The 23,037-nt window shown below is 58.1% G+C and carries 26 protein-coding genes and 1 pseudogene; 6 read left to right on the top strand and 21 right to left on the bottom strand.

The window, feature by feature from the left end; genetic code table 11:
• Positions 1-7 precede the first annotated feature (7 nt).
• A complete protein-coding gene (imuA, locus tag JTJ32_RS06020; RefSeq protein ID WP_180274437.1) occupies positions 8-628 on the bottom strand; it encodes a translesion DNA synthesis-associated protein ImuA in 621 nt (206 codons plus the stop codon).
• Positions 628-1,245 (bottom strand): transcriptional repressor LexA, encoded by a 618-nt coding sequence (lexA, locus tag JTJ32_RS06015; protein WP_184322794.1) that lies wholly within the window; start codon positions 1,243-1,245, stop codon positions 628-630. Before lexA ends, imuA begins: the two co-directional genes overlap by 1 nt.
• A gap of 201 nt (positions 1,246-1,446) precedes the next feature.
• Here lexA and JTJ32_RS06010 point away from each other — a divergent pair, with 201 nt between their 5' ends.
• Complete coding sequence (locus JTJ32_RS06010; protein WP_210041402.1) at positions 1,447-2,442, top strand: aldo/keto reductase; 996 nt, start codon at positions 1,447-1,449, stop codon at positions 2,440-2,442.
• Between the two features lie 231 nt (positions 2,443-2,673).
• Here the strand turns inward: JTJ32_RS06010 and JTJ32_RS06005 are convergent, their stop codons facing one another.
• The gene (locus JTJ32_RS06005) at positions 2,674-3,360 is read right to left on the bottom strand and encodes a hypothetical protein (RefSeq protein WP_210041400.1); all 687 of its coding nucleotides are present in this window, start codon (positions 3,358-3,360) and stop codon (positions 2,674-2,676) included.
• A gap of 485 nt (positions 3,361-3,845) precedes the next feature.
• Between JTJ32_RS06005 and JTJ32_RS06000 the strand changes: the two genes are divergently transcribed.
• The 3 genes from JTJ32_RS06000 to JTJ32_RS05990 are packed head-to-tail and all read left to right on the top strand — an operon-like array spanning position 3,846 to position 6,415.
• Entirely contained in the window at positions 3,846-4,856 is a 1,011-nt protein-coding gene (locus tag JTJ32_RS06000) for an aliphatic sulfonate ABC transporter substrate-binding protein (RefSeq protein WP_210041398.1), read from the top strand.
• Positions 4,853-5,698, top strand: a complete 846-nt coding sequence (locus JTJ32_RS05995) for an ABC transporter permease (protein ID WP_210041396.1) — start codon at positions 4,853-4,855, stop codon at positions 5,696-5,698. The genes JTJ32_RS06000 and JTJ32_RS05995 overlap by 4 nt, the downstream gene beginning before the upstream one ends.
• Positions 5,699-5,701: 3 nt before the next feature.
• The gene (locus JTJ32_RS05990) at positions 5,702-6,415 is read left to right on the top strand and encodes an ABC transporter ATP-binding protein (protein WP_210041394.1); all 714 of its coding nucleotides are present in this window, start codon (positions 5,702-5,704) and stop codon (positions 6,413-6,415) included.
• A 21-nt stretch (positions 6,416-6,436) separates the two neighbouring features.
• Here JTJ32_RS05990 and JTJ32_RS05985 read toward each other — a convergent pair whose 3' ends face one another.
• Positions 6,437-7,507 carry a polyamine ABC transporter substrate-binding protein gene (locus JTJ32_RS05985; protein WP_099230528.1) on the bottom strand — a complete coding sequence of 357 codons (1,071 nt, stop codon included), beginning with the start codon at positions 7,505-7,507 and terminating at the stop codon, positions 6,437-6,439.
• 356 nt (positions 7,508-7,863) lie between these two features.
• On the opposite strand from JTJ32_RS05985, the gene JTJ32_RS05980 reads away from it, so the two are divergent.
• Positions 7,864-8,124: a DUF1652 domain-containing protein gene (locus JTJ32_RS05980; RefSeq protein ID WP_004884495.1), complete on the top strand. Its 261-nt coding sequence runs from the start codon at positions 7,864-7,866 to the stop codon at positions 8,122-8,124.
• A 25-nt stretch (positions 8,125-8,149) separates the two neighbouring features.
• Here JTJ32_RS05980 and JTJ32_RS05975 read toward each other — a convergent pair whose 3' ends face one another.
• From JTJ32_RS05975 to JTJ32_RS05895, 17 genes and pseudogenes are all read right to left on the bottom strand, one after another.
• On the bottom strand, positions 8,150-10,648 hold the full coding sequence (locus JTJ32_RS05975) for a UvrD-helicase domain-containing protein (RefSeq protein WP_210041392.1): 2,499 nt from the start codon (positions 10,646-10,648) through the stop codon (positions 8,150-8,152).
• A 128-nt stretch (positions 10,649-10,776) separates the two neighbouring features.
• The gene (gene kdgK, locus JTJ32_RS05970) at positions 10,777-11,697 is read right to left on the bottom strand and encodes a 2-dehydro-3-deoxygluconokinase (protein WP_210041390.1); all 921 of its coding nucleotides are present in this window, start codon (positions 11,695-11,697) and stop codon (positions 10,777-10,779) included.
• A 29-nt stretch (positions 11,698-11,726) separates the two neighbouring features.
• Complete coding sequence (locus JTJ32_RS05965; RefSeq protein ID WP_210041389.1) at positions 11,727-12,932, bottom strand: amino acid deaminase; 1,206 nt, start codon at positions 12,930-12,932, stop codon at positions 11,727-11,729.
• 24 nt (positions 12,933-12,956) lie between these two features.
• On the bottom strand, positions 12,957-13,739 hold the full coding sequence (locus JTJ32_RS05960) for an IclR family transcriptional regulator (RefSeq protein ID WP_099230522.1): 783 nt from the start codon (positions 13,737-13,739) through the stop codon (positions 12,957-12,959).
• Between the two features lie 56 nt (positions 13,740-13,795).
• Complete coding sequence (locus JTJ32_RS05955) at positions 13,796-14,182, bottom strand: RidA family protein (protein ID WP_099230520.1); 387 nt, start codon at positions 14,180-14,182, stop codon at positions 13,796-13,798.
• 24 nt (positions 14,183-14,206) lie between these two features.
• On the bottom strand, positions 14,207-14,998 hold the full coding sequence (locus JTJ32_RS05950) for an amino acid ABC transporter ATP-binding protein (RefSeq protein ID WP_099230518.1): 792 nt from the start codon (positions 14,996-14,998) through the stop codon (positions 14,207-14,209).
• Positions 14,995-15,657: an amino acid ABC transporter permease gene (locus tag JTJ32_RS05945; protein ID WP_210041387.1), complete on the bottom strand. Its 663-nt coding sequence runs from the start codon at positions 15,655-15,657 to the stop codon at positions 14,995-14,997. Before JTJ32_RS05945 ends, JTJ32_RS05950 begins: the two co-directional genes overlap by 4 nt.
• A gap of 9 nt (positions 15,658-15,666) precedes the next feature.
• Positions 15,667-16,329: an amino acid ABC transporter permease gene (locus tag JTJ32_RS05940; protein WP_099230514.1), complete on the bottom strand. Its 663-nt coding sequence runs from the start codon at positions 16,327-16,329 to the stop codon at positions 15,667-15,669.
• A 65-nt stretch (positions 16,330-16,394) separates the two neighbouring features.
• The gene (locus tag JTJ32_RS05935; RefSeq protein WP_099230512.1) at positions 16,395-17,246 is read right to left on the bottom strand and encodes a transporter substrate-binding protein; all 852 of its coding nucleotides are present in this window, start codon (positions 17,244-17,246) and stop codon (positions 16,395-16,397) included.
• Between the two features lie 335 nt (positions 17,247-17,581).
• Entirely contained in the window at positions 17,582-17,929 is a 348-nt protein-coding gene (locus JTJ32_RS05930; protein WP_099230510.1) for a 2-oxoacid ferredoxin oxidoreductase, read from the bottom strand.
• A gap of 48 nt (positions 17,930-17,977) precedes the next feature.
• Positions 17,978-18,421 (bottom strand): hemerythrin domain-containing protein, encoded by a 444-nt coding sequence (locus JTJ32_RS05925; protein WP_004884478.1) that lies wholly within the window; start codon positions 18,419-18,421, stop codon positions 17,978-17,980.
• A 125-nt stretch (positions 18,422-18,546) separates the two neighbouring features.
• Complete coding sequence (locus tag JTJ32_RS05920; protein WP_099230508.1) at positions 18,547-18,972, bottom strand: DUF3830 family protein; 426 nt, start codon at positions 18,970-18,972, stop codon at positions 18,547-18,549.
• A gap of 168 nt (positions 18,973-19,140) precedes the next feature.
• Positions 19,141-19,431: pseudogene (locus JTJ32_RS05915) on the bottom strand (glutathione S-transferase N-terminal domain-containing protein); the annotation flags it as partial.
• A 5-nt stretch (positions 19,432-19,436) separates the two neighbouring features.
• On the bottom strand, positions 19,437-20,003 hold the full coding sequence (locus JTJ32_RS05910; RefSeq protein WP_210041385.1) for a GNAT family N-acetyltransferase: 567 nt from the start codon (positions 20,001-20,003) through the stop codon (positions 19,437-19,439).
• Between the two features lie 101 nt (positions 20,004-20,104).
• Positions 20,105-20,302 (bottom strand): hypothetical protein, encoded by a 198-nt coding sequence (locus tag JTJ32_RS05905; RefSeq protein WP_099230504.1) that lies wholly within the window; start codon positions 20,300-20,302, stop codon positions 20,105-20,107.
• Positions 20,303-20,453: 151 nt separating this feature from the next.
• Positions 20,454-21,155 carry a DUF3053 domain-containing protein gene (locus tag JTJ32_RS05900; protein WP_210041383.1) on the bottom strand — a complete coding sequence of 234 codons (702 nt, stop codon included), beginning with the start codon at positions 21,153-21,155 and terminating at the stop codon, positions 20,454-20,456.
• 186 nt (positions 21,156-21,341) lie between these two features.
• A complete protein-coding gene (locus tag JTJ32_RS05895; protein ID WP_184322806.1) occupies positions 21,342-21,803 on the bottom strand; it encodes a hypothetical protein in 462 nt (153 codons plus the stop codon).
• Between the two features lie 346 nt (positions 21,804-22,149).
• Between JTJ32_RS05895 and JTJ32_RS05890 the strand changes: the two genes are divergently transcribed.
• The gene (locus JTJ32_RS05890; RefSeq protein ID WP_210041381.1) at positions 22,150-22,950 is read left to right on the top strand and encodes a WaaZ-like lipopolysaccharide core biosynthesis protein; all 801 of its coding nucleotides are present in this window, start codon (positions 22,150-22,152) and stop codon (positions 22,948-22,950) included.
• Positions 22,951-23,037 lie beyond the last annotated feature (87 nt).

Here is a 23,037-nt window from a genome sequence, read left to right as displayed (position 1 = left end):
AAGAACCTCAAGCGTCGGTCGGGAAAGGTATCGGCAAGGCGGGAGCAAGCCCGCCGCGGCATTTGAGCACCCGCAATTGTGCGGGACGGATATCGACAGCAATACGCAACGCAGCGGGCGACGGGTTGGCAGCGGCCTGTTGGGGCCGACAGGCGAAAGCCAGGGTCTGCCCGGTTTCGGCAGCCACCTGCAGGCGACGCAACGCACGGTCGTCGACCATGCCGGGCCAGCACACCACTGCGCCACAGCTGCCGGAACGCAAACATTGTTCAGCGGCCCACAAGGCATCTTTGGCGCTGGCCTCGATCAGGGTCATCTGCCGCAAATCGACTCCGGCAGCCAGCCAGGCCTGCGGATACGGCAGATAAGGCGGCGCAACCAGCACGATACGCTCCCCCATGCCGGAGAGCCGCGCCAGACTGGGCCACAACAGACGCAACTCGCCACTGCCATTGGCCGGAATCAGGACTTCAGTCAGTGCCGAGGGCGGCCAGCCGCCAGTGGGCAGCACGCTGTCGAGCAAGGCATGGCCGCTGGGCTGCGGACTGACCTGCGGCGCAGACTGCTGACGCCCCTTCCAGACCCTGCGTTCGTCCAGCAGGCTGTCCAGGCTGACGACAGCGCCCATCATTCGCGCCGGACCAGACCGCAGAACACGCCTTCGATTGCGAAGTCCTGATCCGGCGTAACAATGATGGGGTTGTAGGCAGGATTGCGCGGCAGCAACTGAAGTCCGTCGGCACTGTGCCGCAGACGCTTGATGGTGACTTCGCCGTCCAGTCGGGCGACAACGATCTGACCGTCGCTGGCCTGCGGGTTGCGGTGCACGCCGACCAGATCACCGTCGAGAATGCCGTCCTCGATCATGGAGTCGCCCTGCACTCGCAGCAGGTAGTCGGGCACACGGGTAAAGGTGCCGCGATCCAGATGTAATGTGGCGTGAATGTCGAGATCAGGCCCGATGGGGGCACCGGCAGCGACACGTCCCAGCACAGGGATTTCCAGCAGCTCTGGTCGGGATTGATTCTGCACCAGACGAATGCCGCGAGCCTGATGCGGCATGACTTCAATCAGTCCGGCTTCGGTCAGGGCCACAATGTGTTTGCGCGCCACGCTGCGTGAAGCAAACCCGAAGGCCTCGGAGATTTCCGCCAGGCTCGGTGATTGCCCTTGCTGCGCGATGCGATCGCGGATGAAGGTAAGGATGGCGCTGCGACGGGGAGATAATGTGCTCATGGAGTACATTTGTACTCTTTTGCGTTTTTTCTGGCTAGTGCGTTTTGTCGGATCAGCCATGTCGCCGGGTCATGGTTGCCGTGCTTGCAGGCGGTATTGCGCCTTGGATTGTTTAGATAAAACGAACAGTTAAATCAGAAACAGCCGGTTTATTGCGCAATGCGAAGAGCACACACTTGATCTGTCTTTTCATTCCAGGGAGAAAACATCGTGATCACACGTCAACTCGGCCATCAAGGCCCGCAGGTTTCAGCGATTGGTCTTGGCTGCATGGGCATGTCGGACTTCTACACCACGGGCTTCGACGAGCAGGAATCCATTGCGACACTGCATCGCGCTCTTGAATTGGGTGTCAGCTTTTTCGACACCGCCGACATGTACGGCCCGCACACCAACGAAGCCCTTCTCGGCCGTGCGCTGCAGGGCAAGCGCGACAGCCTTTATCTGGCCAGCAAGTTCGGCATTGTGCGCAGCGACGATCCCCACGCCCGCGGTGTCGATGGCCGTCCCGAGTATGTACGTCAGGCCATCGATGGCAGCCTCAGGCGCTTGAACACTGACTATCTGGACCTGTATTACCAGCACCGCGTCGATCCGAATGTGCCGATCGAGGAAACCATTGGCGTCATGGCCGAGCTGGTCAAGGCCGGCAAAGTGCGTCACATCGGTATTTGCGAAGCCAGCGCACACACCATCGAGCGCGCCCACAAGGTTCATCCACTGGCGGCTGTGCAAAGCGAGTATTCGCTATGGTCGCGCGATCCGGAGCAGGACGACGTGCTTGCCACCTGCCGTCGTCTGGGCATCGCGTTCGTGGCTTACAGCCCGCTGGGGCGAGGCTTTCTGACTGGCGAACTGCGCACCCCGGACGATTTTGCAGCAGACGACTACCGCCGTTTCAGCCCGCGCTTTCAGGGTGAGAACTTCAACCGCAATCTGGAACTGGTGGAAAAGGTCAAAGCCATCGCAGCCGCCAAGGGCGTCAGCGCTTCGCAATTGGCCCTGGCCTGGGTTCTGGCCCAGGGCGACGACATCATCCCGATTCCCGGTACCAAACAGCGCAAGTACCTGGAAAGCAACGTGGCGGCGGCTTCGGTGGCGTTGAGCAAAGACGAACTGGCGCAGCTGGATGCGATCTTTCCGGCCGAAGGTGCCGTGGCCGGTGAGCGCTACGGGGCGGAGTCGATGAAGTTTATCAACGGTTGATCCGACAAGTCTGATCAGCGTGATCGAACATCGACTGACTGACTGAAGAGACACGCTATGTGGGAGACCTCACCCACGTCTTCGACGTCGCGCTGTCGCGCAGCAAAGACCGAACCGTGGGAGGTTGCTGGCAGGCGATGCAGTCGACACGGCGTGTCAGGAAATCGCGTCATTGTTCATCGTCGGCCAGCAGCCTGATCCGATGTGTTCAGCAACTTGCCGACGACGTTCTCACGTTGATTGCGGGCACGCTTCGGCTCCGTTGTTCAGGCCCTGTTTGTGGTTCTGATATTCCAGCGTGGCCTTGCCATCTACCCATTTCAGGGTCACGACAACCACTGAGTCGAAATCGTCGCCTTCCCAGTCATTGACCAGCTTCACGTCCTTGCCGGACGCTTCCTTGGCCACCTTGTTGATCAGTTCTGGCAGATAGCCGTGGGACCAGGCGGTGTAAATGATCGCGTTGTGGTACTTGTCGTGCATCAGTTCGTCAGCCAGATCGCTGGTGTCGTTGGCACCAAAATCGATGTTGATCGGCAGGCCAAGCTTGATCGCGCTCGGGCCAACCGTCATGAGGGGGCGGACGTAGCTGTAGGAAAGGTCGCCATCACCCTCTTCCACGTGCCGACTTGGATTGGCCGCGAAAATGAAGTCGGCCTTGCCAAACTCCTTGGGCAACAGTTCGGACAATTCGATTGCCCGGTTGAGACCCTGACAATTCAACTGGCCCAGTCCCATGGAAGGCTTTTCGGCATGACGCAGGAAAACCAGCGTCTGGGTGCCGTTTTTCGGATCGGCGTACACGCCTTTGCCCATGGAAAACAGCAGCACGGCTGAAACCATCAGAACGGAAGGAAAAGTAATCCAGGCAATACGCCGCTGAAGTCGGCTGCTCAAAGAGAGTTTGGGAATATTCATTATTGTCTGAGTCCGGTACGCGGTTAAGGGAAAAGTCAGCGTGTCGCTGCTGCGAAGGCGCTTGCCATAGCGGGTTCGCCACCCTTTTCTGTCCCTGCGGATCAGTCGAATACGTGTCCCTTGATCACGGATTAAGACTAGTACTGCAATGTTGCGGAATGAAGAATACGGACGATAGGAGTCCAAAAATCCCTTTCTGTTGCATTTGAGGCCAAAAATAGGCTGATTTTCTGCAAAAACTTAAGCAAGGCAGTACCGCGCAACCACTTTCGACTGTGGGTGGGGCAACAGCTTGCGAACAGTACTGCACGCTGGACAACAGCACCTGCCACCCGGGATCACTTCAAAACAGGCTGAGTTGAACCGCTTCAGGTCTGGCACAGAGCCTGCATATTCCTTTTTAAGCATATTAAATCTATGCAACTGCTGAATTGGAAATAACAGAATCGGTACTGCCACCTCATCCCTGACCTTGGACGCCCACCATGCCATCATTTCGCTCTGCGTTTCGCTTGAAGACCTCCCGTTTACTCGCCAAAGGGTTGCTAGTGAGTATGGCTCTGGTCTTTGCGCAGCAGCCGGTCGCTCAAGCGGCTGAAACAGTTCCTGCGCAAATCCATCTGGATTACGCCTACTACTCACCCGTGAGTCTTGTGCTCAAACATTTCGGCTGGCTGGAGCAGGCGCTGCCGCAATCAAAGGTGACCTGGGTCCTGAGCCAGGGCAGCAACCGGTCACTGGAATACCTCAACAGCGGCAGTGTCGACTTCGCCTCTTCGGCCAGTCTGTCGGCAGTCCTGGCTCGTGCCAATGGCAGCCCGATCAAGTCGGTGTATGTCTACAGCCGAGCGGAATGGACTGCGTTCGTGGTGCGCAAGGATTCGCCTCTGCAAACAGTGGCTGACCTCAAAGGCAAGAAAATCGCCGCCACCAAAGGCACCGACCCTTACCTGTTCACCCTGCGCGCGTTGCAACAGGCTGGCCTGAAGAAAGACGACGTGGAACTGCTGCACCTGCAACACCCGGATGGCCGCATCGCGCTGGAAAAAGGCGATGTGGACGCTTGGGCAGGTCTTGACCCGCACATGGCCGCCAGCGAAATCCAGGCAGGCTCACGCCTGCTGTATCGCAACAAGGACTTCAACAGCTATGGCGTGCTGAGCGTCACCGAGACGTACGCCAAGGAACATCCGGAGGCCATAAAAACGGTCATGACGGCATACGAGAAAGCGCGTGAGTGGGCAGTCGAGCACCCGGATGAACTGGCCAGATTGCTGGCCCAGGAGTCGGGGCTGCCGCTGGAAGTGGCCCGCCTGCAATTGTCACGGACTGACCTGAGCGCGCCGCAACTAAGCGCAAAGGATGTTGAGTCCTCCAAAGCCGCAGCGCCGATTCTGGTTTCCGAAGAACTGGTGCGCAAAGGTGTGAACGTCGAACAGGTCGTCGATCAATTGATCACGCCTGACTTTTCGGCTTCCGTGATTGCTCGCCAATGAACAGCGCTGGAAAAACGCTGCCGGGCGCGCAGCCTGCCCTGTCGACTCGGGTGAAACGCGGAGTATGGGAAAGGTATAAAACATCCAGTAAAGGGTTGGTATTACCCTTCCTGGTCATCGTGATTCTCGAGCTGGTTGTACGGATCGGCTGGCTGCCCTCCTATCAGATGCCTGCGCCCAGCGAGATCGTGATGACCTTGGGCGACCTGGCCGAGGGCTCGCTGTGGAAACACATCGGCGCCAGCCTGCTGCGTGTGCTCAGCGGCTTCGCCATCGGCGCGAGCCTGGCGCTGTTGTTCGCCGCCTGGGTGGGCCTGAGTCGTGAAGCCGAGGCGTACCTGGAACCTGCTTTTGCCGGGCTGCGTTCGATTCCGAGCCTGGCGTGGGTGCCGTTGCTGCTGTTGTGGCTGGGTATTGGAGAAACGTCGAAGATTGTGCTGATTGCCATCGGTGCGTTTTTTCCGGTCTACCTCAATGGCGTGGCAGCGATTCGCGGCATTGACCGCAAGCTGGTGGAGGTCGGGCAGATGAACGGTTTCAGTCGCTATCGCCTGACACGGCGGATTCTTCTGCCTGCCGCTCTGCCCGGCCTGTTTACCGGACTGCGCAGCGGCATGAGTCTGGCGTGGATGTTTCTGGTCGCCGCCGAGCTGATTGCCGCTACGAAGGGCCTGGGGTACTTGCTCAGCGACGGCCGCGAAACCTCACGCCCAGACATCGTCCTGGCCGCCATTGTCGTGCTGGCGAGCCTGGGCAAGTTGAGTGACGGCCTGCTGGCAGGCCTGGAAAAACGTTTTCTGAGCTGGCGCGACGCATTCAATGGCCAGAGCCAGGAGGGTTGACCGATGTCCGCTGCATTGATGGAAATTCGCGTCACACTCAAGGCCTTTGCCGAAAGCACCATTCTTCGGGACATTGATCTGTCGTTGCAGGCAGGTGAAATCGTCAGCCTGCTTGGCCCGAGCGGTTGCGGCAAAAGCACCTTGCTGAGAATCGCTGCCGGTCTTGAACGCGACTTTCAGGGCAAGGTGAAACGGCTGCAGGGCGAGGTGGCTTTCGTTTTTCAGGAACCACGACTGATGCCATGGCTGACCGTGGAACAGAACATCGGCTTCAGTGATGACGGGAATTACGACCGCGCCTGGGTCAGGCAACTGATCGGCGAGGTGGGTCTGACCGGTTTTGCCGACGCCCTGCCCAAGTCGCTTTCAGGTGGCATGGCACAGCGCGTGGCGATCGCCCGAGGCTTGTACTCGCACCCGGCCGTTCTGTTGCTGGACGAACCGTTCAGTGCCGTGGACGCATTCACCCGCATGAAACTCCAGGATCTGCTGCTGCAACTGGCCAGCCGGCACGCCATAACCCTGCTTTTGGTAACCCACGACGTGGATGAAGCGCTGTACCTGAGTGATCGGGTGCTGATCATGGGCAGCCGGCCCGGCCGAATCGTGCACGAACTGACGGTGGGCCTGGAGGCGCCAAGGGATCGACGTAACCCGCGACTGGCCCGTCTGAAAGCTCAGGCCCTGACCGAGTTGCAGCAGGCCCATCTGATCTGATCGTCGACGAGAAGCCGGGCGTTATTTATCCGCCTTGATATCGCGCCAGATCCTGGCCCGCAGCGCATCGATCTTCTCTGACACCGGAGCCATGGCAAACATGCGATCAAGCATGTCGGCGTCAGGGTAGACATCGGTATCGGTCCACAACGCAGGCTTGATCAGCGCATCGGCCTTCTCGTTGCCGTTGGCGTAGTGCACAACATTGGTGATGCCCGCGATGACGTCAGGGCGCAACAGATAGTTCAGAAATGCATAAGCCGCCTTCGGGTTCGGCGCATCCTCGGGAATCGCAACCATGTCAAACCACATTGGCGCACCTTCCTTCGGCACGACATAATTGATCACAATCGTGTTGCCCCCCTGCTCTTGAGCCTGGGAAATATCCCCGGAGTAACCCACAGCCACGCAGATCTTGCCCGAAGCCAGATCGGCGATGTACTGCGACGAGCTGAAATTACGAATGTAAGGCCGCACTGCCGTCAGCACAGCCTGCGCGCGAGCGTAGTCCTCAGGGTTTTCGCTGTGCGGTTCAAGCCCCAGGTAGGTCAGGGCAATAGGCAGCATGGCCGGCGCGCTGTCGATGACCGCGACGCCGCACCCGGCAAGCTTTTTGATGTTTTCCGGCTTGAGGAGCAGGTCCCATGAGTTGAGCGGAGCGTCCTTGCCCAGCGCAGCCTTGACCATGGCTACGTTGTAGCCGATGCCGGTACTGCCCCACAGATAGGGAAAGCCATGTTGATTGCCAGGGTCGCTGGCATTCAACGCCTTGAGCAATACCGGATTAAGGTTTTTCCAATTGGGCAACTGGCTTTTGTCGAGGGTTTTCAGCAGCCCTTTTTCGATCTGCCGTCCCATGAAGTGCACCGACGGAAACACCACGTCGTAGCCGGAGTGCCCCGCCATCAGCTTGGCGTTGAGGTGTTCGTTGGTTTCGTAGGTCTTGTACACGGTCTTGTAATGCGTGGCGGACTCGAAATTCTTCAGGGTGTCCGGCGCGATGTAATCGGTCCAGTTGTAGATATTGACCGTCTCCGCCGCATGGCTGGTCGAAGCCAGCAATATCAGCGCAGCAAGGGCTTTTTTCAGCATTATTGTTTTCCTCGGGTCAATGGCGACAGCTTGCCCTAGTGCATGACAAGCCCACAAGACCTGCACAGAACGCCCTTGACAAATACTCGATATTGACGCGCATCAAATAATTGAAAAAATCTTGCTGCGTCATAAAAAATTTTTCCATCATTCCGTTGTCGGGTGCTATTTTTAGTGCTGGTCAGACCGCTCTGATAACACCGTAGGAAAGCAGCATGACGCGGCGAGGAATATACCTCGGTAGTTCTTTCCGCTCTCTCGGGCTTTTGCAGGTTGAGTCTCGGTGGGTCTCCCTACCCTATGGAGCCCGGGAAGTGCTCGATTGAATCAGGTGGGCCATCGCCATGAATATCGCCATGAACAAGGTAACGTTCCCCAATGCATGCCAACTCATGCGCTGGCATTTTCATCCGGTAGGCTTCGAAGCCAGCATGGACGCGCCCAGCAGCATGATCGCCCGCCTGTTCGACCGGGCCAGTGGCGAGACGGTACTGGCGATAGCAGGACTGCCCTGCGCCACCGTGATGAACGCTGCAGACGTGGAGAGAATCATCGAAGCCATCGAAACCGAACTTGAACTGTTCGGTGCCCACACTCAGTTGGTCGGCTTTTCCTGATATCTGCTCTGATGCACACATCCCTTCACTGACGGCGTGTCAGTGACTTCTGGCGCAGGTCTTCGAAGAATGGCTTGTCGGCCGCGACCCTGTCCGATGCCTTGGGCATCTGAACACTGTCAGCACCGCCAGCGCTGTCTTCGACGTACCAGTGGCAATGCCGGGCCGCACGCGTAATGGCGACATAGGCCAGGCGCAATACCTCATCCTTCTGTGCCGAATCGAACGGCTGCAGGTCATTGGTATCACCGAGACCTGCCAGACGATAGACCTGATTCTTGTAGGGCGAGACAGTCAGGTGCTGGCAATCGCCCAGCAAAAATACGGCGTCGGCCTGGAGCCCTTTGGAACTGTGGTAAGTCAGTGTTTTGATACGTCGACCCTGAGCGCCGTGCATCGCGTCTGTGTCGATCAACGCCTGAAGGCGCTGGGAGAAGCGGGCTTTTTCGCTGCCCTTGCGGTACAGCAGCAGGATCGAATCGCCGTCGTTGTAATGCTCGGCGACCCGTTCGGCAAGCTCGTCCTCATCACGATCACGCACACTGACTGGCAGCAATTCCTGAGGTGCACCACTGGCACGGGCTTTCTTGCCGGGAATCGCAGGGGCCGCCCGAACGATATGCTCGGCCGCATCGATGATGTGCTGATGGCTGCGATAGTTTTCGCTGAGCATGACTTTGGTGGTCGCCGGCGATGAGAACTCTTTGACGAACTCCATGAAGTACTTCGGTGAACTGCCGCGCCAGCCATAGATGGACTGCCAGTCATCGCCCACACACAACAATGAGGAATGCTGGGCAATACACCCGGTGTGCATGGCCGGCCCACGTCGGCGGATTTCACGCAGGCAGGCGCGTATCCACGAAACGATCTGCGGCGAGACGTCTTGAAACTCATCGATCATCAGGTGCGACAGAGGACGCAGCACAGGGTCACTGACGTGCTTGAGATTCTCCGGCGAGGTTTCACCAAACAGCGCGAACATTCGGTTGTACGTCATGACCGGTGGCGACTGGGCCAGCAGGTGCTGTTCGAAGGCTTTCCAGAACAGGCTGAGGGCCTCGAAGAAGAACCTGTCTGGGTCATCGCTGGCAAAACTCATCTCGGCAACGGCGCTCGGCACGTCCAGGCCCAGGTTCTCGATAAAGCTCGCGGCCGTTACGAAACAGTCCAGCAGCGGCCCGGCGCTCAGTTCGCCCTTGACCCGGTAATCGAAGCCAGGACCGGCAACGGCGGACCCGGCCAGTGACTGCATGACTTCGTTCGCAGAATTGTAATTATCCATCCATATCAATGGCTTACTACAGAAAGCTTGAAACAGGGTGCGCTTGATGACGCCTTCTGCCCAAACCGGCAATTTGGCACCACGCCGTTTGAGGTGCTGATCTTCGCTGGCGTCCAACCCCAGCACGACCCATGCATCCAGCTCGGCAATGTAGCCGTGAAAATGGAAGGGAAAACCATTGATTTCAACGGCTTGGCGCATAGGCTCAATGCCTTTTATAGGCCAGGCGCCGGCGCGTATCCATAGATCCTCGACGGTATCGCACCACTCTTCATCACGTTTCGAGGACAGCTCCGTCACGGCTACACGCTTCTGGACGTCGGGATGGTCGCGGTCCAGTTCCTTGAGCTGCAAGGCGTGGCGATACAACGGCGCCATAACCTCCCGAAAACGCTCATTGCTGGCGTAGAGGTCGCGATAACAGAGATTCATCTGATGGCGCTGGGCATCGTTGATGCGCAGATCGAACGGGTTGCTGTCGGCGTCTTCCTGAGCGGATGTCTGGCCATCGAGCGTCTCGAAGGCTCGCAAATGCTCGAAGCCCGGCAGGCTGCGCACCAAAGGCAGAATACGCGAGTGAAAGGTACGCACCACATCACGCGCCTGTTTCTGGCTCAACGCATGTCCCCACAGGGCCATGACGTCGATCAGTTTGTTGATGAAGTCCTTGCGTGACTCGCGGGTGAAGGTCACCACGGTCATCGCATCCAGCTCGTAGCCCAGGTAGTGATGCAGCAACAGGATGCGCAGCACCAGCGACGTGGATTTGCCGGCGCCCGCACCGGCAATCACATAAGTTGACGGCGTGTCGCTGAAGATCATTTTCCACTGCGCCGCACTGGGCTGCGCATGGGCCGGGAGTTTTTCGGCGACGTCACTCTTGATGCGCTTTTTCAATTCGGGCGTGAGTGCCAGCCGCCAGTCGTCGAACAGGTGATCGTCCACCTTGGGGCCACGGTGTCTTGCAGGGCGCGTGTCACTGATTACCAACACCTGACGGCCTTCTTGCTGACCGTCCATGTACCCGTCGGCGTAACCTTCCCTGACGCCTTCGATGTGCCCGTTCAGGTAACCATCGGCATGCCCCTGAAACCAGGATGGCGTGTGCTGCGACCCCAGTCCGGTCAGGCTGCGGCCGATCAGCCGTGACAACAGCCGCTTGAAGAACGGCAACTGTTCAGGCGGGTTGAGATCGACATCCAGGTCATGGGGAAGCGCAGAAGGCAGATCGTCGGGCACGCAGACTCCGGTCATGGGCTCGGGGCAAAAAGGACGCCTATGGTGGCTGGATTTGCGCGCCGGTTCCAGCGAAATGCTTTGTGTTCAGTGCGTTAGCCGATCAACTGCATGTAACGCGGTAAATGCCACTACTGCGGCATGACGGACTTCGGGACCAGCGCGCCCGGATGCTGAATGACAATACCCGCCAGCCGATGCCCGGCCTCGGCCGCCTGTTGTGGATGCTCACCCTTGAGACGGGCCGCCAGATACGCGGCACTGAAAGAGTCCCCGGCAGCCGTGGTATCGACGACTCGCTCCACCTTTTGCGTCGGGATCTCGAAACGCTTGCCGTCGGTTTCCACAATGCAACTCTGGGCGCCACGTTTGATGACAATCTCATCGATCCCGCGCTGCCTATAGGCCGTCAGCAACTGCTCGGTGTCGGTATACCCGTACAGCGCCTGCTCATCGTCTTCGGTCAGCAATGCCAGATCCACATATGGCAGGCACGCCAGGTAGGCCTCACGCGCATGCTCGACACTGGCCCACAATCTGGGCCGGTAATTGTTGTCGAAGGCAACCTTTGCCCCCCGCGAGCGGGCCTTGGCGAGCATCGCAAGCAAACGCGAACGGCCTTCTGCCCCCAACACCGCCAGGGTGATGCCGCTGAAATACAGCACATCGTAACTGGTCAGAGCAGCCAGAATCGGCTCGGCTGCCGGTGTCATGAAGCAATCCCGCACTGCCGCCTCGTTGCGCCAGTACAGAAACCGTCGTTCGCCACTGCCATCGGTCTGGATGCAGTAAAGCCCCGGCAGGCGGCCAGGCAGGCGCTGTACTTTACCCAGACCGATACCCTCTTCCGACCAGACCTTGCACATGGCATCACTGAAGCTGTCATCGCCCAGCGCGGTGACATAGTCCACCTGCCCGCTACCCAGCAAACGGGCCAGATAGACCGCCGTGTTCAAGGTGTCTCCACCAAAGCTCTGGTGCAGACTGCCATCTGCATGCTGCTGCAATTCGATCATGCATTCGCCGATCAGGGCGACACGTGGAAGGCTCATGTGACGGTCACTCCTCTGTACGCGTGGAATCAGAAGTACGTGCTGAAGGGCTCGATCACCCGCAGGTCATCATCCACCAGGCAACCTGAACGCCACTTGTCGAAGGTGAGGCATGGATGTGACGTACCAAAGGCGATGATGTCGCCCACCTTCAGCTCACAGCCAGGCGCAACGGTCATGAACGCGTGCTGATCCATCACTGCCGTGACCTTGCAGTTGCTGACGTCATCGCCGCTGGCAGGCATGACGTGCGCCTTGTAACGGCGCAACGGGTTAGGCAGGCCTGCGTCATGAGCCACGTCACGCTTGCCCATGGCAATGACCGCAAAGCCCGGTTCCGGCATGGACTGCACGTGCGCCCAGACTTCCAGCGCCGGCCGCAGCGCTTCGCTCAGCTCGGCACGGCGATCCAGCACGCAGCACTGCGCATCCTTGTAGATGCCATGGTCGTGCACCACATAACTGCCGGGGCGCAACACGCTGAGAAATCGCTCGCGCACCGCCTGCGCATCGAATGCTTCGGCGATCAGGTCGTACCAGGCCGAACCTGAAGCGGTCACGATCGGCCGATCCAGCGCGAAAGCGCCCTTATCCTGCAAGTCGACCGCCAGGCGCACCAGCGAGGCCGCAAATGCCTTGATGCCACTGATGGCGTGATCACCATGAATCACGCCTTCGTAACCCTCGATACCGGTCAATGCCAACGAAGGCTGCGCCAGGACGGCGTCTGCCAGCTCCAGCACCTGGGCCTCGGTGCGACAGCCGCAACGCCCGCCCGGCACACCGTATTCGATCATCACGTTCAAGCGCAGACCACGTTCGCCGAAGAACTTGCCCAGTGCCGCGACGTTGTCCGGGTGATCGACCATGCAGTGGAATTCGAAGGTCGAGTCGGCCAGCATTTCGGCAATCAGCGCCATGTTGGGCTGGCCGACCAACTGATTGGCCATCAGGATACGGCGCACGCCGTGGGCATACGCGGCCTGGGTCTGTACGGCAGTGGCCAGCGTCATCCCCCAGGCGCCCTCTTCGATCTGCCGCCGGAACAGCGCGGGTACCATGCTGGTCTTGCCATGCGGTGCCAGTTCGGCGCCGCTGTTGGTCACGAACGTCTGCATCCAGCGAATGTTGTGATCCAGCGCCGGCTGGTGAATGACCAGCGCGGGCAGGCTGACGTCGCTGACCAGGCTGTCTCCCGGCCGGGCAAGACCTTTGTCGATGACGGCAATGTTCATCAGTAATCTCCTGCTGAAAACACGTTATTCATTGATTCGGCGAGCCAGGCCATTGGCGCTGTCGATCAGCACCCGGCGATAGTCGCTGTAGTGAGTCCTGGCATCGGCACGTGGCGCAACGATGCACAGGGTGGCGATGCATTGACCCTGCCCGTTCCTGACGGGTGCGGCAAAACAATGCGTGAAGGTGTCGGCCACACTGTCGAAGGAAAAGAAGCCTTCCTCACCCGCCTTGCGTATCTCGCCAAGAAAGGTGTCCAGCGGCAGACGTTCGCCACCCGGCAGGATGAAATCCTCCGGGTCGATCAGGTCGACGATCTCCTGATCGCTGAGATGACTAAGCAACAGGCGCCCGGACGCGGTCCAGGGAATCGGCGCGTCTTCGCCGATGTCGGAAGAAATCCGGAAGTGCCGCTCACCCTCTTTCATGAGCGCCACGGTGTATTTACGGCCATTGAGCAGGCACATTTGCGCGGTTTCCCGCGTCTGGCTGACGATGTCACCCAGGCAGATCTCGGCCTCACGCGTGAAGTCGAAGTGCCGCAGGTGCGCCTGGCCCAGAAAATACAACTGGCGACCGAGGTAGACGTGTCCGTCCTTGCCGACCGGCTCCAGAATCCGACGCTCCAGCAATGAGGCCACCAGCTCGTAGACCGTGGACTTGGGGCTGCCGATGCCGCTGGCGATTTCATTGGGTCGCATGGGCGTCGCTTTTTCCTTGAGGAAATCGAGGATATCGAACGCCCTGTCCAGCCCTCGGGCACGGCGCTTGACAGTGTCTTCGCTCGCTTGAGTCACATCGGTCATCTGCTGCTATCCATAGTGTTGGGCCGCCGACACGGGCCGGCGGAAAACCTGAGCGGCTACTTCTGCCGGTAGGCGATGCAGTCGATCTCGACTTTGCAGTCCACCATCATGTTGGCCTGTACACAAGCGCGTGCGGGTGCGTGCTCCGGCGTGAAGTACTCACCGAAGACCTTGTTGAAGCTCCAGAAGTCGCGTGGATCTTCGAGCCAGACGCCGACCCGGATCACGTCCTTGAGCTCGTAACCGGCCTCATCGAGGATGGCGATCAGGTTGCGCATGGTCTGGTGGGTCTGCTCGACGATACCGCCGACGATGATCTCGCCGTCCACTGCCGGGACCTGCCCGGATACGTGCAGCCAGCCGTCGGCTTCGACGGCGCGGGCGAATGGACGGGGCTGGCCGCCCCCGGCAGTGCTGCCAGCACCATAACGGGTAATACTCATGGGGTTCTCCTTCCTGAAACGTTATTAAAACCGGATGTTTTTGAGAAATTCGCTCAGGCGCGCTGATTTGGGTTGTTCGAACAACGCCTTGGGCGGGCCCTGCTCCTCGATACGGCCCTGATTCATGAACACGATCTGATCGGACACTTCATAAGCGAATCGCATTTCATGGGTGACCAGCAACATGGTCATGCCCTCTTCCGCCAGATCCTTGATGACATTCAGCACCTCGCCCACCAGTTCCGGGTCCAGCGCCGAGGTCACTTCATCGAACAGCATCAGACTGGGGTTCATGGCGATGGCTCGGGCAATCGCCACGCGCTGCTGTTGACCGCCAGACAGCTGGCCCGGGAAGTGATCGCGCCGCGACAGCAGGCCAACCCGATCCAGCCATTTTTCTGCCAGCGCTACCGCCTGATCCCTGGGCATCTTTTTGACCTTGAGCAGCCCGAGTGTCACGTTCTGCAGCGCGCTCAAATGCGGAAACAGGTTGAATTGCTGGAACGCCATGCCCGTCATGGCTCTGTGCTGGGCAATAAGCCGCTCGGGATGACGGGTGCGCTTGCCATTGATTTCGCTGTAACCGATGTCCTGGCCTTCCAGCCGGATATGTCCGCCCTGAAACTCTTCCAGCAGGTTGACGCAACGCAGCAGCGTGGTCTTGCCCGAGCCGCTGGAGCCGATCAGGGTTACGACGTTGCCTTTCTGCATGCGCAGATCGACGCCCTTGAGCACCTCGACAGTGCCGTAGGATTTGTGCAGGCCCTCGATGCTGAGCAACGCGGGTGAAAGGGCTTTGGTCTGGGTCTGTGTCATGGCAAGGCCACCCGTTTTTCGATGTATCGCCCGAGCAGCTCAATGGCGTAGTTGATGAGAAAGAACAGAAAACCGGCGAACAGGTAGAACTCCAGCGTCATGAAGGTTCGGGCGATAACCTGTTGGGTGCTGAGCAGCAGCTCGGCAACGCCGATCACCGATAGCAGGGTCGAGGCTTTGACGATCTCGGTCGAGGAATTGACCCAGGTCGGCAGAATCTGGCGCATGGCCTGCGGCAACAGCACATACCGCAGTGACTGGCCGAACCGCAGCCCGATCGCCTTGCCCGCCTCCAGCTGTCCTCGCGCAATCGACTGCAGGGCACCGCGCACGATTTCCGACACGTGCGAGCCGCAAAACAACGTCAGCCCCAGTGCTCCGGCCTGAAAGGCAGTGATCTGCCAGCCCAGCGCGGGCACCATGTAGAACACCGCGAGCACCAGTACGAACACCGGTGTGCCACGAATGAGATCGACGTACAGCCGAATCGGAAGGCGCGCAAAAAAACCGCCGTAGGTCAGCACCAGACCGGCAAACATACCGATCAGGGTGCCGAACAGAATGGCCAGCGCCGAACACTGAATACTGGTCAGAAAACCCGACCACAGCACTTCACGGGCATTCCACACTTCCTGCAACCAGCCAGAGGGTTGGTACATGACAGCCTCCTAGCGGCGAATCGCCAGACGTTGTTCGAGGGTGCGCAGCAGCGTGGCAATCACGTAGCAGGCCACGACATACAGCGCTGTTGTCACCAGCCAGGTTTCGATCACCCGGTAGCTTTCGACATTGATCTTGCGCGCGTAATACGTCAGTTCCGGCACCGCGATGGCAGCGGCCAGCGAGGTGTCCTTGAACAGCGAAATGAAGTTGTTGGACAGTGCCGGCAGCACGTTGCGCAGCATCACCGGTACCACGATGTACGCCCTGACCTGCCACTCGCCCAGACCGATGGCCAGCCCTGCTTCACGCTGGCCCTTGTGGATGCTCAGCAGACCGGCGCGAAACACTTCGGTCAGGTAGGCGCCTGCGTACAGCGACAGGGTGATGACGAACGACGGCAGCTTGTCCAGACGAATGCCCAGGCCTGGCAGCGCGAAGTAGATCAACAGAATCAACACCAGAATGGGTGTGTTACGCACCACCGTGACGTAGATCGACGCCACGATACGCAACGCGCGGTAACGCGACAGCAGTGCGAACGCGTTCATCAGACCGATCACACAGCCGATGGCAATCGAGATCAGGGCCAGTTCCAGTCCGAGGCCCAGCCCCGCCAGCAGGCTTGGAAAATCGCGCCAGACGGCATCAAAATTCAACTGATAGTTCATGGTTGCCTGTACCCGGCAGGGTAAGCGCTTTAGCTGACCCTGCCTTTAGAGAGGTTCGATCCGACTTATTTGTATTCCATCGGGAAGCCGATCGCAGGCACTGGCAGGTCCACGCCGAACCATTGCTTGAACGAGGCGGCATAGGCCGGGAATTCGACACCGGTCATGGCTTCATGCAAGGCGGTGTTGACGAAGTTCAGCCAGTCCTGATCGCCACGCTTGACTGCGCAGGCATAGGTTTGCGGGCTCCAGGCGAAGGCTGGCGAACGATAACGGCCAGGGTTCTGCACCATCAGGTACTTGACCGAGGACTGGTCGGTCGCTGCGGTGTCGGCACGGCCGGAGTTGATGGCCTGATACATCAGGTCGACGCTGTCGTACTGATCGACCTTCGCCTTGGGTAGCGCCTGATGAACCAACTCCTCGGCGTAGACGTTCTGCAGCACGGCAACCGTGACGCCGTCGCCTGCGGCTTTCAGGTCATCGATTTCCTTGTACTTGCTGTTGGCAGGCAGCAGCAGCGCGACGCCTTCACGGTAATACGGCAAGGTGAACGCAACCTGTTGTGCGCGACTGGCGGTGACGGTGATGAACTGACAGCTGATGTCCACCTTGTCCGTCAGCAGATTGGGAATGCGTGCGTCCGAGGACTGAACCACGAATTCGACCTTGCTCGGGTCATTGAACAGGCCTTTGGCGATGATCCTGCCGATGTCGATATCGAACCCCTGCAACTTTCCGTCCGCCCCCTGGAAGTGCCACGGCGCATTGGTACTGCCCGTGCCGACCACCAGATTTCCGCGCTTCAATACCGCGTCCAGTTTGCTGCCCTCTGCCGCCATTGCAGGGTTGACCAAGGTGACAGCCGCTGCCAAAGCAAATACACAGGTTTTCAGAAAAGAAGGTCCGTAGCGCATCACATGAACTCCACCGGGTTTGTCTTTATTCCGCTATAGCGGATTCAGGTATGTAACAACGGAATAGAGAGCAGAAAGTGTGCCACAGATTGCCTGGCAGAAGCAGACTGCAAAAAAAGTGAGGCGAATCAAAGGAGTGTGATAGACGTGCGGCAAGCCGGATTCGAGGGCTTGCTGAAAACAGCGCTATTTACGGCAACGGTTGGGTACCAAAGCCCCACCACTGTGCGTTCGCGTCGCAATTGGGCGCACAGCAATCAATAGATGAGAAGACAGCATTGGTTTTGCTTTTTGCAAGCAAAGGCCCGCCAGAGTGGCGGGCCTGAAGGATGATGCTAAAGGCAGGTAGCAATGGCAGCGGAACGCAGGCCTGTCTGGGTATCGCTCGGGGCGGCATAGAAATCGACAGTGGACGCGGCGCCCTGGGGACGCACATCCGCGAAATAGCGAGTCTCTGTGGTGAACACAGTGAAGCCCCCTCCGGACAGCTTGTCCATGAACACGTCAGCAGAGCTGCCGAACATGGCTTCGTTCTGCCAGGTCACCTGAATGCACTGGGCAACGGCAGCTGCCGGTTTGGTGCTGGACAGAATCTTGAACGGTCCGCCTGAACGTGCTGAATTCGACGGCGCCGCGCATCCGACCAACACCGCTGCCGCAATCACCAGAATCGCTAACTTCATGTCATGCCTTCACTGATAAAAAAACGATTCTAGCACCGCAACCGCCCGTTACCCTTCAGCGATCTGTTCTTCGTACTCTTTCACGTACTTGCCTGCCAACGACTGCTTTTGCTTTTCATCCAACAGCTTGCCAGCCATCTGAAAGAACTTCTGCTCTTCTTCCTTCAAATGGTGGTGCACTTTCTCGGAGAGCTTTTTCGCAGTCGCCAGCCAGGCTGGGCTGGACATTTCGGTTTCGTCCAGTTCTTCCATCATCTCGTCCATTTCGTGATGCTCGGAAATGGCGTGACGACTCAGGTCGATGCCGTTGTCATGCTCCATCAACGGAATGTAGAAGAAACGCTCTTCGGCGGTTTCATGCGCCTGGAGTTCTTCCTTGAGTTGCTTGTAGGCCTGAGCCCTTGCTTCTGAATCGCCACTGGTCTGAATCAGTGCGTCGGCATAGCCGCGTTGACGATCATGGCTTTCGCGTAGTGCTTCGAAAATATTCAAGGACTGGTCTCCAGTTCGGCTTCCCGGTTGTGGAAGCATTGTTGACTAGACCCCTGGCGAAGATCGGCGGTTCCAAAAAATACTGGCGAATCGGCATCTCGCCAGCATTTCGTCAACAGCAACACTCAAACCAGCTCGAATACCACGTCCTGCGCGCCTTCCCACAACGTTTTCACGCCCAGCTTGCGCAGATTTTCCTTACCTTCTGTGATCGTCAGGAAGTGATTACCCGCCAGCTGCCCCATCTTGCTGGCAAAGCAACACGAACCATACGCCAGGATGATTTCGGTCTCACTGTAGCCGCCGGGATAAAAAAGGATGTCGCCCACAGAAGGATGACTGGTGGCATTTTCAAAGCCGACCAGGCTGTCATCGAGCTTCAATTCGTAATCATCCAGCGGCACCCAGCAACCCTCGCCGCTCCAGCGCACATGAATGAATTTCTGCTTATAGGGCAGCAGCTTCAAGAACGCAGCGACAGTCTTCGGCGCGTCCGGGTTGGTTTCGGCCAGGAACGAGTAGCCGCCAGCGGTTATTCTGATGAGGGTCACTGCCGCGCTTCCTTTAAGGGTAATGGAGTGGAGTCAAATGGGCATGCAGGATAAACACTGACGCCATCAGACGTCACGAGATACCGTCTCGTCCGTACAACAGATAGCCCGGTCGATGACTCAGCCGTTCGTAATATCCATTGACCGCCGGCAGGTCGGGATGCTCGAAAACTGATCCACTCGCGCCCGCGCCTTCGGCTCCTTGGGATAGAGCTGATCGCCCTCATAATGACCGGCCAGATAACGGATGATGGTGTTGGATTCCCAGAGCACGAAATCACCGTCGATGATGACCGGCACCATGGCATTGGGATTAAGCCTCAGAAATGCTGCGCTGTCGGTCGACCTGAAACCGCTGCCCCAGTCTTCCTGAGTGAACGGTATTGCCAGTTCCTCACAGGCCCACAACACCTTTCGCACGTTGATGGAAGAGGCCTTGCCCAGGATGCGTACATCCAATGCACTTAATGCGAAACCAGGTATTCAGGTTCAGAGCCATCCAGCCGTTTGGCGTACAGCCGATTCTCGTGCGCTTCGCCTTGAAACACATAGATGGGTGCGCCCTCGAGCCCATAGCCCATCTGCGGATAGAAGCCCAGCGCCCGATCATTGCCCGCCCAGACCGTCGCCCAAAGCAGAAGCGCGCCACCGAGTGCGGCCTGCTGTTCGGCTGCCTTGAGCAGACGCTTCCCTACTCCCAGCCCGGTGAAGCGTTCCTGCACGTAAAGGCGCTGCAGTTCAGCCGCCTGCACCTCGTCGATCATTTCGTGCGCGGTGCGCAGCGCCACCTGAGCGAACCCCACCAGATGCCCACGGGACTCGGCGACAATAATGAATGCCTCAGGCTGGGCAATCATTCCCGCGATGGACTCCAGGGAAAAAGCTTCCAGCGCCTCACGGGCAATCGACTCACGAATGCCATCGGTGGCATAGGTATCCAGAAAGACTTGCAGCCCCAATACCGCCACGCACATCGAATCCTCGATCATGGCTTCGCGAAGCTTCAATTCCATTGGGGTGGTATTGATCATCAAGCGGTTGACTGGAGTGAATGGCGAAGCGCGGATTATATATCAGGAAGGCAGCTTTAAAGACCCGCGAGCCCGATCGAGGATCAGGCTCGACTTGAGGATCAGTGCTGGAAAAGATGCTCTTTGGCAGCCTTGATCCGTTTCTCGCGTTCCTTGACAAGCTTGTCTGCAAGCTCGGCAGCCGCCACTACTGCCTCTTCCGCCGTCTCGGTGCAGGTGATCGTCGTGCTGAGCGCAGCCGCCGCATAACGATCCCAGGCCGGAACCTCGTCATTGAAAAGCGGTGGTACTGTCGACATGGGATACCTCCTCACTGCAAGGCCTGACAGGGCGTCAGACTGTCTGCCAGACAGACTAGGCGGTGACGGGCAAATCGCAACCGGTCATTCGTGTGATCGACCGGCTGCATGATGGCCCGAGCGCTGCTGCGTCTTGAGGCGCAACGCCGGATCAGCGGCCCAGCATGACCGCCTGCAGACGTGCCTGCGCTTGCTGGACATTCCTTGCCTGACTGTTCAAGTCCTGCAGCAACCTGTTGAGTTCCGCCTGCACGGCAGGATCGCTTACCTTCGCGACAGGGCCGGAAAGATCGATCTGCGATTTGTGCGCATCAACATAGTCAGCGATCTTCAACGTGCTTTCGAATGTGCCATTGATCTGCGGCAGGATTTCGCGAAAGGTGTTTGCCGGCACGCTGACTGTCTTGTCATAGGCCTTGTTGTAGACGACTTTCAGATCGTCCGGCTGCTTCAGCGTCTCATGAGCAGCATCAGCCTTGGCCTGCTCTCTTGTCAGCTGTTCACCCATGTCGTTGAGGCCTGTCTGTACAGCCTTAAGATCGGCGCGGCGCTCGATCACGTCATTCAACGAACGAATCGCACCCTTTTGCACCAGTTCGTTCAGTGGCTTGACCGACGCATCCATGCCGGCATTGAAATCCGAGATGACAGCGTAGTGGGAGCTGTAGTCGCCGAAGGATTTCTTTTCATCTTCAGTGAGTGTAGGGACGCGCACACCCGGCTTGTCCACAATGCGGGTCTGCAGGAACTGCGTGAACGCGGCGCGCTGCTCCGGTTCCTTGTCGCCGCAACCGGCCAGTATTAACGGCAGCGCAACAGCCAGCAGCAGAGCGGGACGAAAAAAAGACTTCATGTCATGGATCTCCGAGATCATAAGAATGCACGCCTGATCAGGTAGCCTGTCCAGCGTGAGCGAACCTATAGTCTCGCAATGACATCATGTAGTTCCCCTGACGCGCGTAAAAACGCCGCGTTCTTCCTCAGAAGGCGCGGCGTTTGAATTCAGGAAGCCCACTATAAGCGCGTATTGGCCCGCAGACTATTGAACCTGCACCGAAGACTGCCCGACAGCAGATATTGGCGAAACCGGCGCCACCGCCAGTGTCGAATTGATCTTCTCCGGTAGCGTGTACATGGCTCCGGTTGCGGGATCGACGATCAGCATGCCGATCAGCCCACCAATAAGAATGTTGCCCCAGTACCAACCGTCAATGCCCGAGTCGAGCGTTTGAGTGCTGCTGATATAACCGTCCTTACGATAAGTGACCCTGTATTTCTCGCCGTCGAAATAACCCGCTCCAGCCCTAAGTGTCACCTCGTCAGGCGTCACACCCGAGCGAACGGAAACGCCACTCTCATTGACGATCTCGTAAGCGGCGCCGGACGGACTGGACGTCACCGCTACCGGGTATTTCGAATCGCTGACAATGCTCGCACAACCGGTAACGGCAAAGGCCGCGATGGCAATGAGAGAGAGTTTGAGTGGTGACACTGGACGCATTTTTGCAACTCCGTTGCTGTGTAGTAATCAAGCCAAAATGATATCACGCAACAATATCACAATGCCATCACTCCATTCTAAATCCATGTATTCCATCGGATTACACCTAGACGCCTCATCATGATTGCGAGCCAGTCAGCCGTACTCATATTCGATACCCATCCGCTATTCGAGCAACTAATGGATACAATCCGGATACATGACTGAGATAGCGCTTTAACTTAGCGAACTATTTTGGATACAAGGTGCTATCATCCAACACCAGCTTATGCAACTAACCAGCACCATATAACATCAATAAGCCATCGCAATGATTACACATCAGTCAGAAGTAACGGATTTTTCTATGCCTGTTGCCATCGAGCTTTCCGCCGACATCTGTGATCTGCAAGACTTTGATATGTGCAAGGGCAACGCGGCAGGGCCGGTCTTTCTTGTGGGCTCCGGCGCTTCGGCAGCAGACTTCCCGATACGGGAGTTTTCCTGCATCCCCATGATTACCATGAATGGGGCGATTTCCATGTTCACCCAGGCAGGAATCAACCCTCATTTCTACGTCTGCTCGGACCGGGACTTCTCAAGACAGCAGCCAGAACTGTTTGCCCAGGCCATGCGCATCAGTGACAACATAGCGCTGTGGGCCAGCCAGATCGGGAACCTTCGAAGTTCGCCCAAAGGCAACGTCTACGCACTGAAGAAGGCTGACCGACTGAGTGCCGTGAGCCTCTTCGAACAGCGATCCGGGCTGGTCAGAAAACTTTCACTGTTCAGCCGACGCAGCAGGGACATCGGTTTCAGCAAAGACATGAGCCTGGGCTTTTTCGACGCCCGCACCGTGATGTACCTGGCCCTGCAACTGGCCCACCACCTTGGTTTCAGCAAGGTCTTTCTGGTGGGTTTCGACCTGAATCAATCGGCAGGACGCTACTACGAAACGCCCGGCGCCAGGCTGTCTCCGTGCGGGCTGGATCAACACTACGAGTCGCGGATCCTGCCTTCCCTGAAATTGATGGCGAACTCGGTGATGGGTGACGATTTTCAGGTCTACAACCTGTCGGCGACGTCCAGAGTGCCTGACGACATCATTCCCAAGCTGAGTCTGGATGACGTCCGACACATGCTCGGGCTTTCGGGCTTTAACGAATGATGTAACGCCGTCGAAATGACCTGCACCGATGTCACAAAAAAGCCTGCAAGCTGACGCTTCCAGGCTTTTGAGTATCAGAACAGCTCC

It is taken from the genome of Pseudomonas alliivorans, assembly GCF_017826695.1.
Taxonomy (GTDB): domain Bacteria; phylum Pseudomonadota; class Gammaproteobacteria; order Pseudomonadales; family Pseudomonadaceae; genus Aquipseudomonas; species Aquipseudomonas alliivorans.
The sequence above is the reverse complement of the archived record's forward strand: the minus strand, read 5'-3'. Positions and strand labels throughout refer to the sequence as shown.

Bases quoted from the DNA above. Each gene is read 5' to 3' on its own strand.
- imuA (WP_180274437.1), bottom strand. From the start codon at position 628: ATGGGCGCTGTCGTCAGCCTGGACAGCCTGCTGGACGAACGCAGGGTC.
- lexA (WP_184322794.1), bottom strand. From the start codon at position 1,245: ATGTACTCCATGAGCACATTATCTCCCCGTCGCAGCGCCATCCTTACC.
- JTJ32_RS06005 (WP_210041400.1), bottom strand. From the start codon at position 3,360: ATGAATATTCCCAAACTCTCTTTGAGCAGCCGACTTCAGCGGCGTATT.
- JTJ32_RS06000 (WP_210041398.1), top strand. From the start codon at position 3,846: ATGCCATCATTTCGCTCTGCGTTTCGCTTGAAGACCTCCCGTTTACTC.
- JTJ32_RS05995 (WP_210041396.1), top strand. From the start codon at position 4,853: ATGAACAGCGCTGGAAAAACGCTGCCGGGCGCGCAGCCTGCCCTGTCG.
- JTJ32_RS05990 (WP_210041394.1), top strand. From the start codon at position 5,702: ATGTCCGCTGCATTGATGGAAATTCGCGTCACACTCAAGGCCTTTGCC.
- JTJ32_RS05985 (WP_099230528.1), bottom strand. From the start codon at position 7,507: ATGCTGAAAAAAGCCCTTGCTGCGCTGATATTGCTGGCTTCGACCAGC.
- JTJ32_RS05980 (WP_004884495.1), top strand. From the start codon at position 7,864: ATGAACAAGGTAACGTTCCCCAATGCATGCCAACTCATGCGCTGGCAT.
- kdgK (WP_210041390.1), bottom strand. From the start codon at position 11,697: ATGAGCCTTCCACGTGTCGCCCTGATCGGCGAATGCATGATCGAATTG.
- JTJ32_RS05965 (WP_210041389.1), bottom strand. From the start codon at position 12,932: ATGAACATTGCCGTCATCGACAAAGGTCTTGCCCGGCCGGGAGACAGC.
- JTJ32_RS05960 (WP_099230522.1), bottom strand. From the start codon at position 13,739: ATGACCGATGTGACTCAAGCGAGCGAAGACACTGTCAAGCGCCGTGCC.
- JTJ32_RS05955 (WP_099230520.1), bottom strand. From the start codon at position 14,182: ATGAGTATTACCCGTTATGGTGCTGGCAGCACTGCCGGGGGCGGCCAG.
- JTJ32_RS05950 (WP_099230518.1), bottom strand. From the start codon at position 14,998: ATGACACAGACCCAGACCAAAGCCCTTTCACCCGCGTTGCTCAGCATC.
- JTJ32_RS05945 (WP_210041387.1), bottom strand. From the start codon at position 15,657: ATGTACCAACCCTCTGGCTGGTTGCAGGAAGTGTGGAATGCCCGTGAA.
- JTJ32_RS05940 (WP_099230514.1), bottom strand. From the start codon at position 16,329: ATGAACTATCAGTTGAATTTTGATGCCGTCTGGCGCGATTTTCCAAGC.
- JTJ32_RS05935 (WP_099230512.1), bottom strand. From the start codon at position 17,246: ATGCGCTACGGACCTTCTTTTCTGAAAACCTGTGTATTTGCTTTGGCA.
- JTJ32_RS05930 (WP_099230510.1), bottom strand. From the start codon at position 17,929: ATGAAGTTAGCGATTCTGGTGATTGCGGCAGCGGTGTTGGTCGGATGC.
- JTJ32_RS05910 (WP_210041385.1), bottom strand. From the start codon at position 20,003: ATGATCAATACCACCCCAATGGAATTGAAGCTTCGCGAAGCCATGATC.
- JTJ32_RS05905 (WP_099230504.1), bottom strand. From the start codon at position 20,302: ATGTCGACAGTACCACCGCTTTTCAATGACGAGGTTCCGGCCTGGGAT.
- JTJ32_RS05900 (WP_210041383.1), bottom strand. From the start codon at position 21,155: ATGAAGTCTTTTTTTCGTCCCGCTCTGCTGCTGGCTGTTGCGCTGCCG.
- JTJ32_RS05895 (WP_184322806.1), bottom strand. From the start codon at position 21,803: ATGCGTCCAGTGTCACCACTCAAACTCTCTCTCATTGCCATCGCGGCC.
- JTJ32_RS05890 (WP_210041381.1), top strand. From the start codon at position 22,150: ATGCCTGTTGCCATCGAGCTTTCCGCCGACATCTGTGATCTGCAAGAC.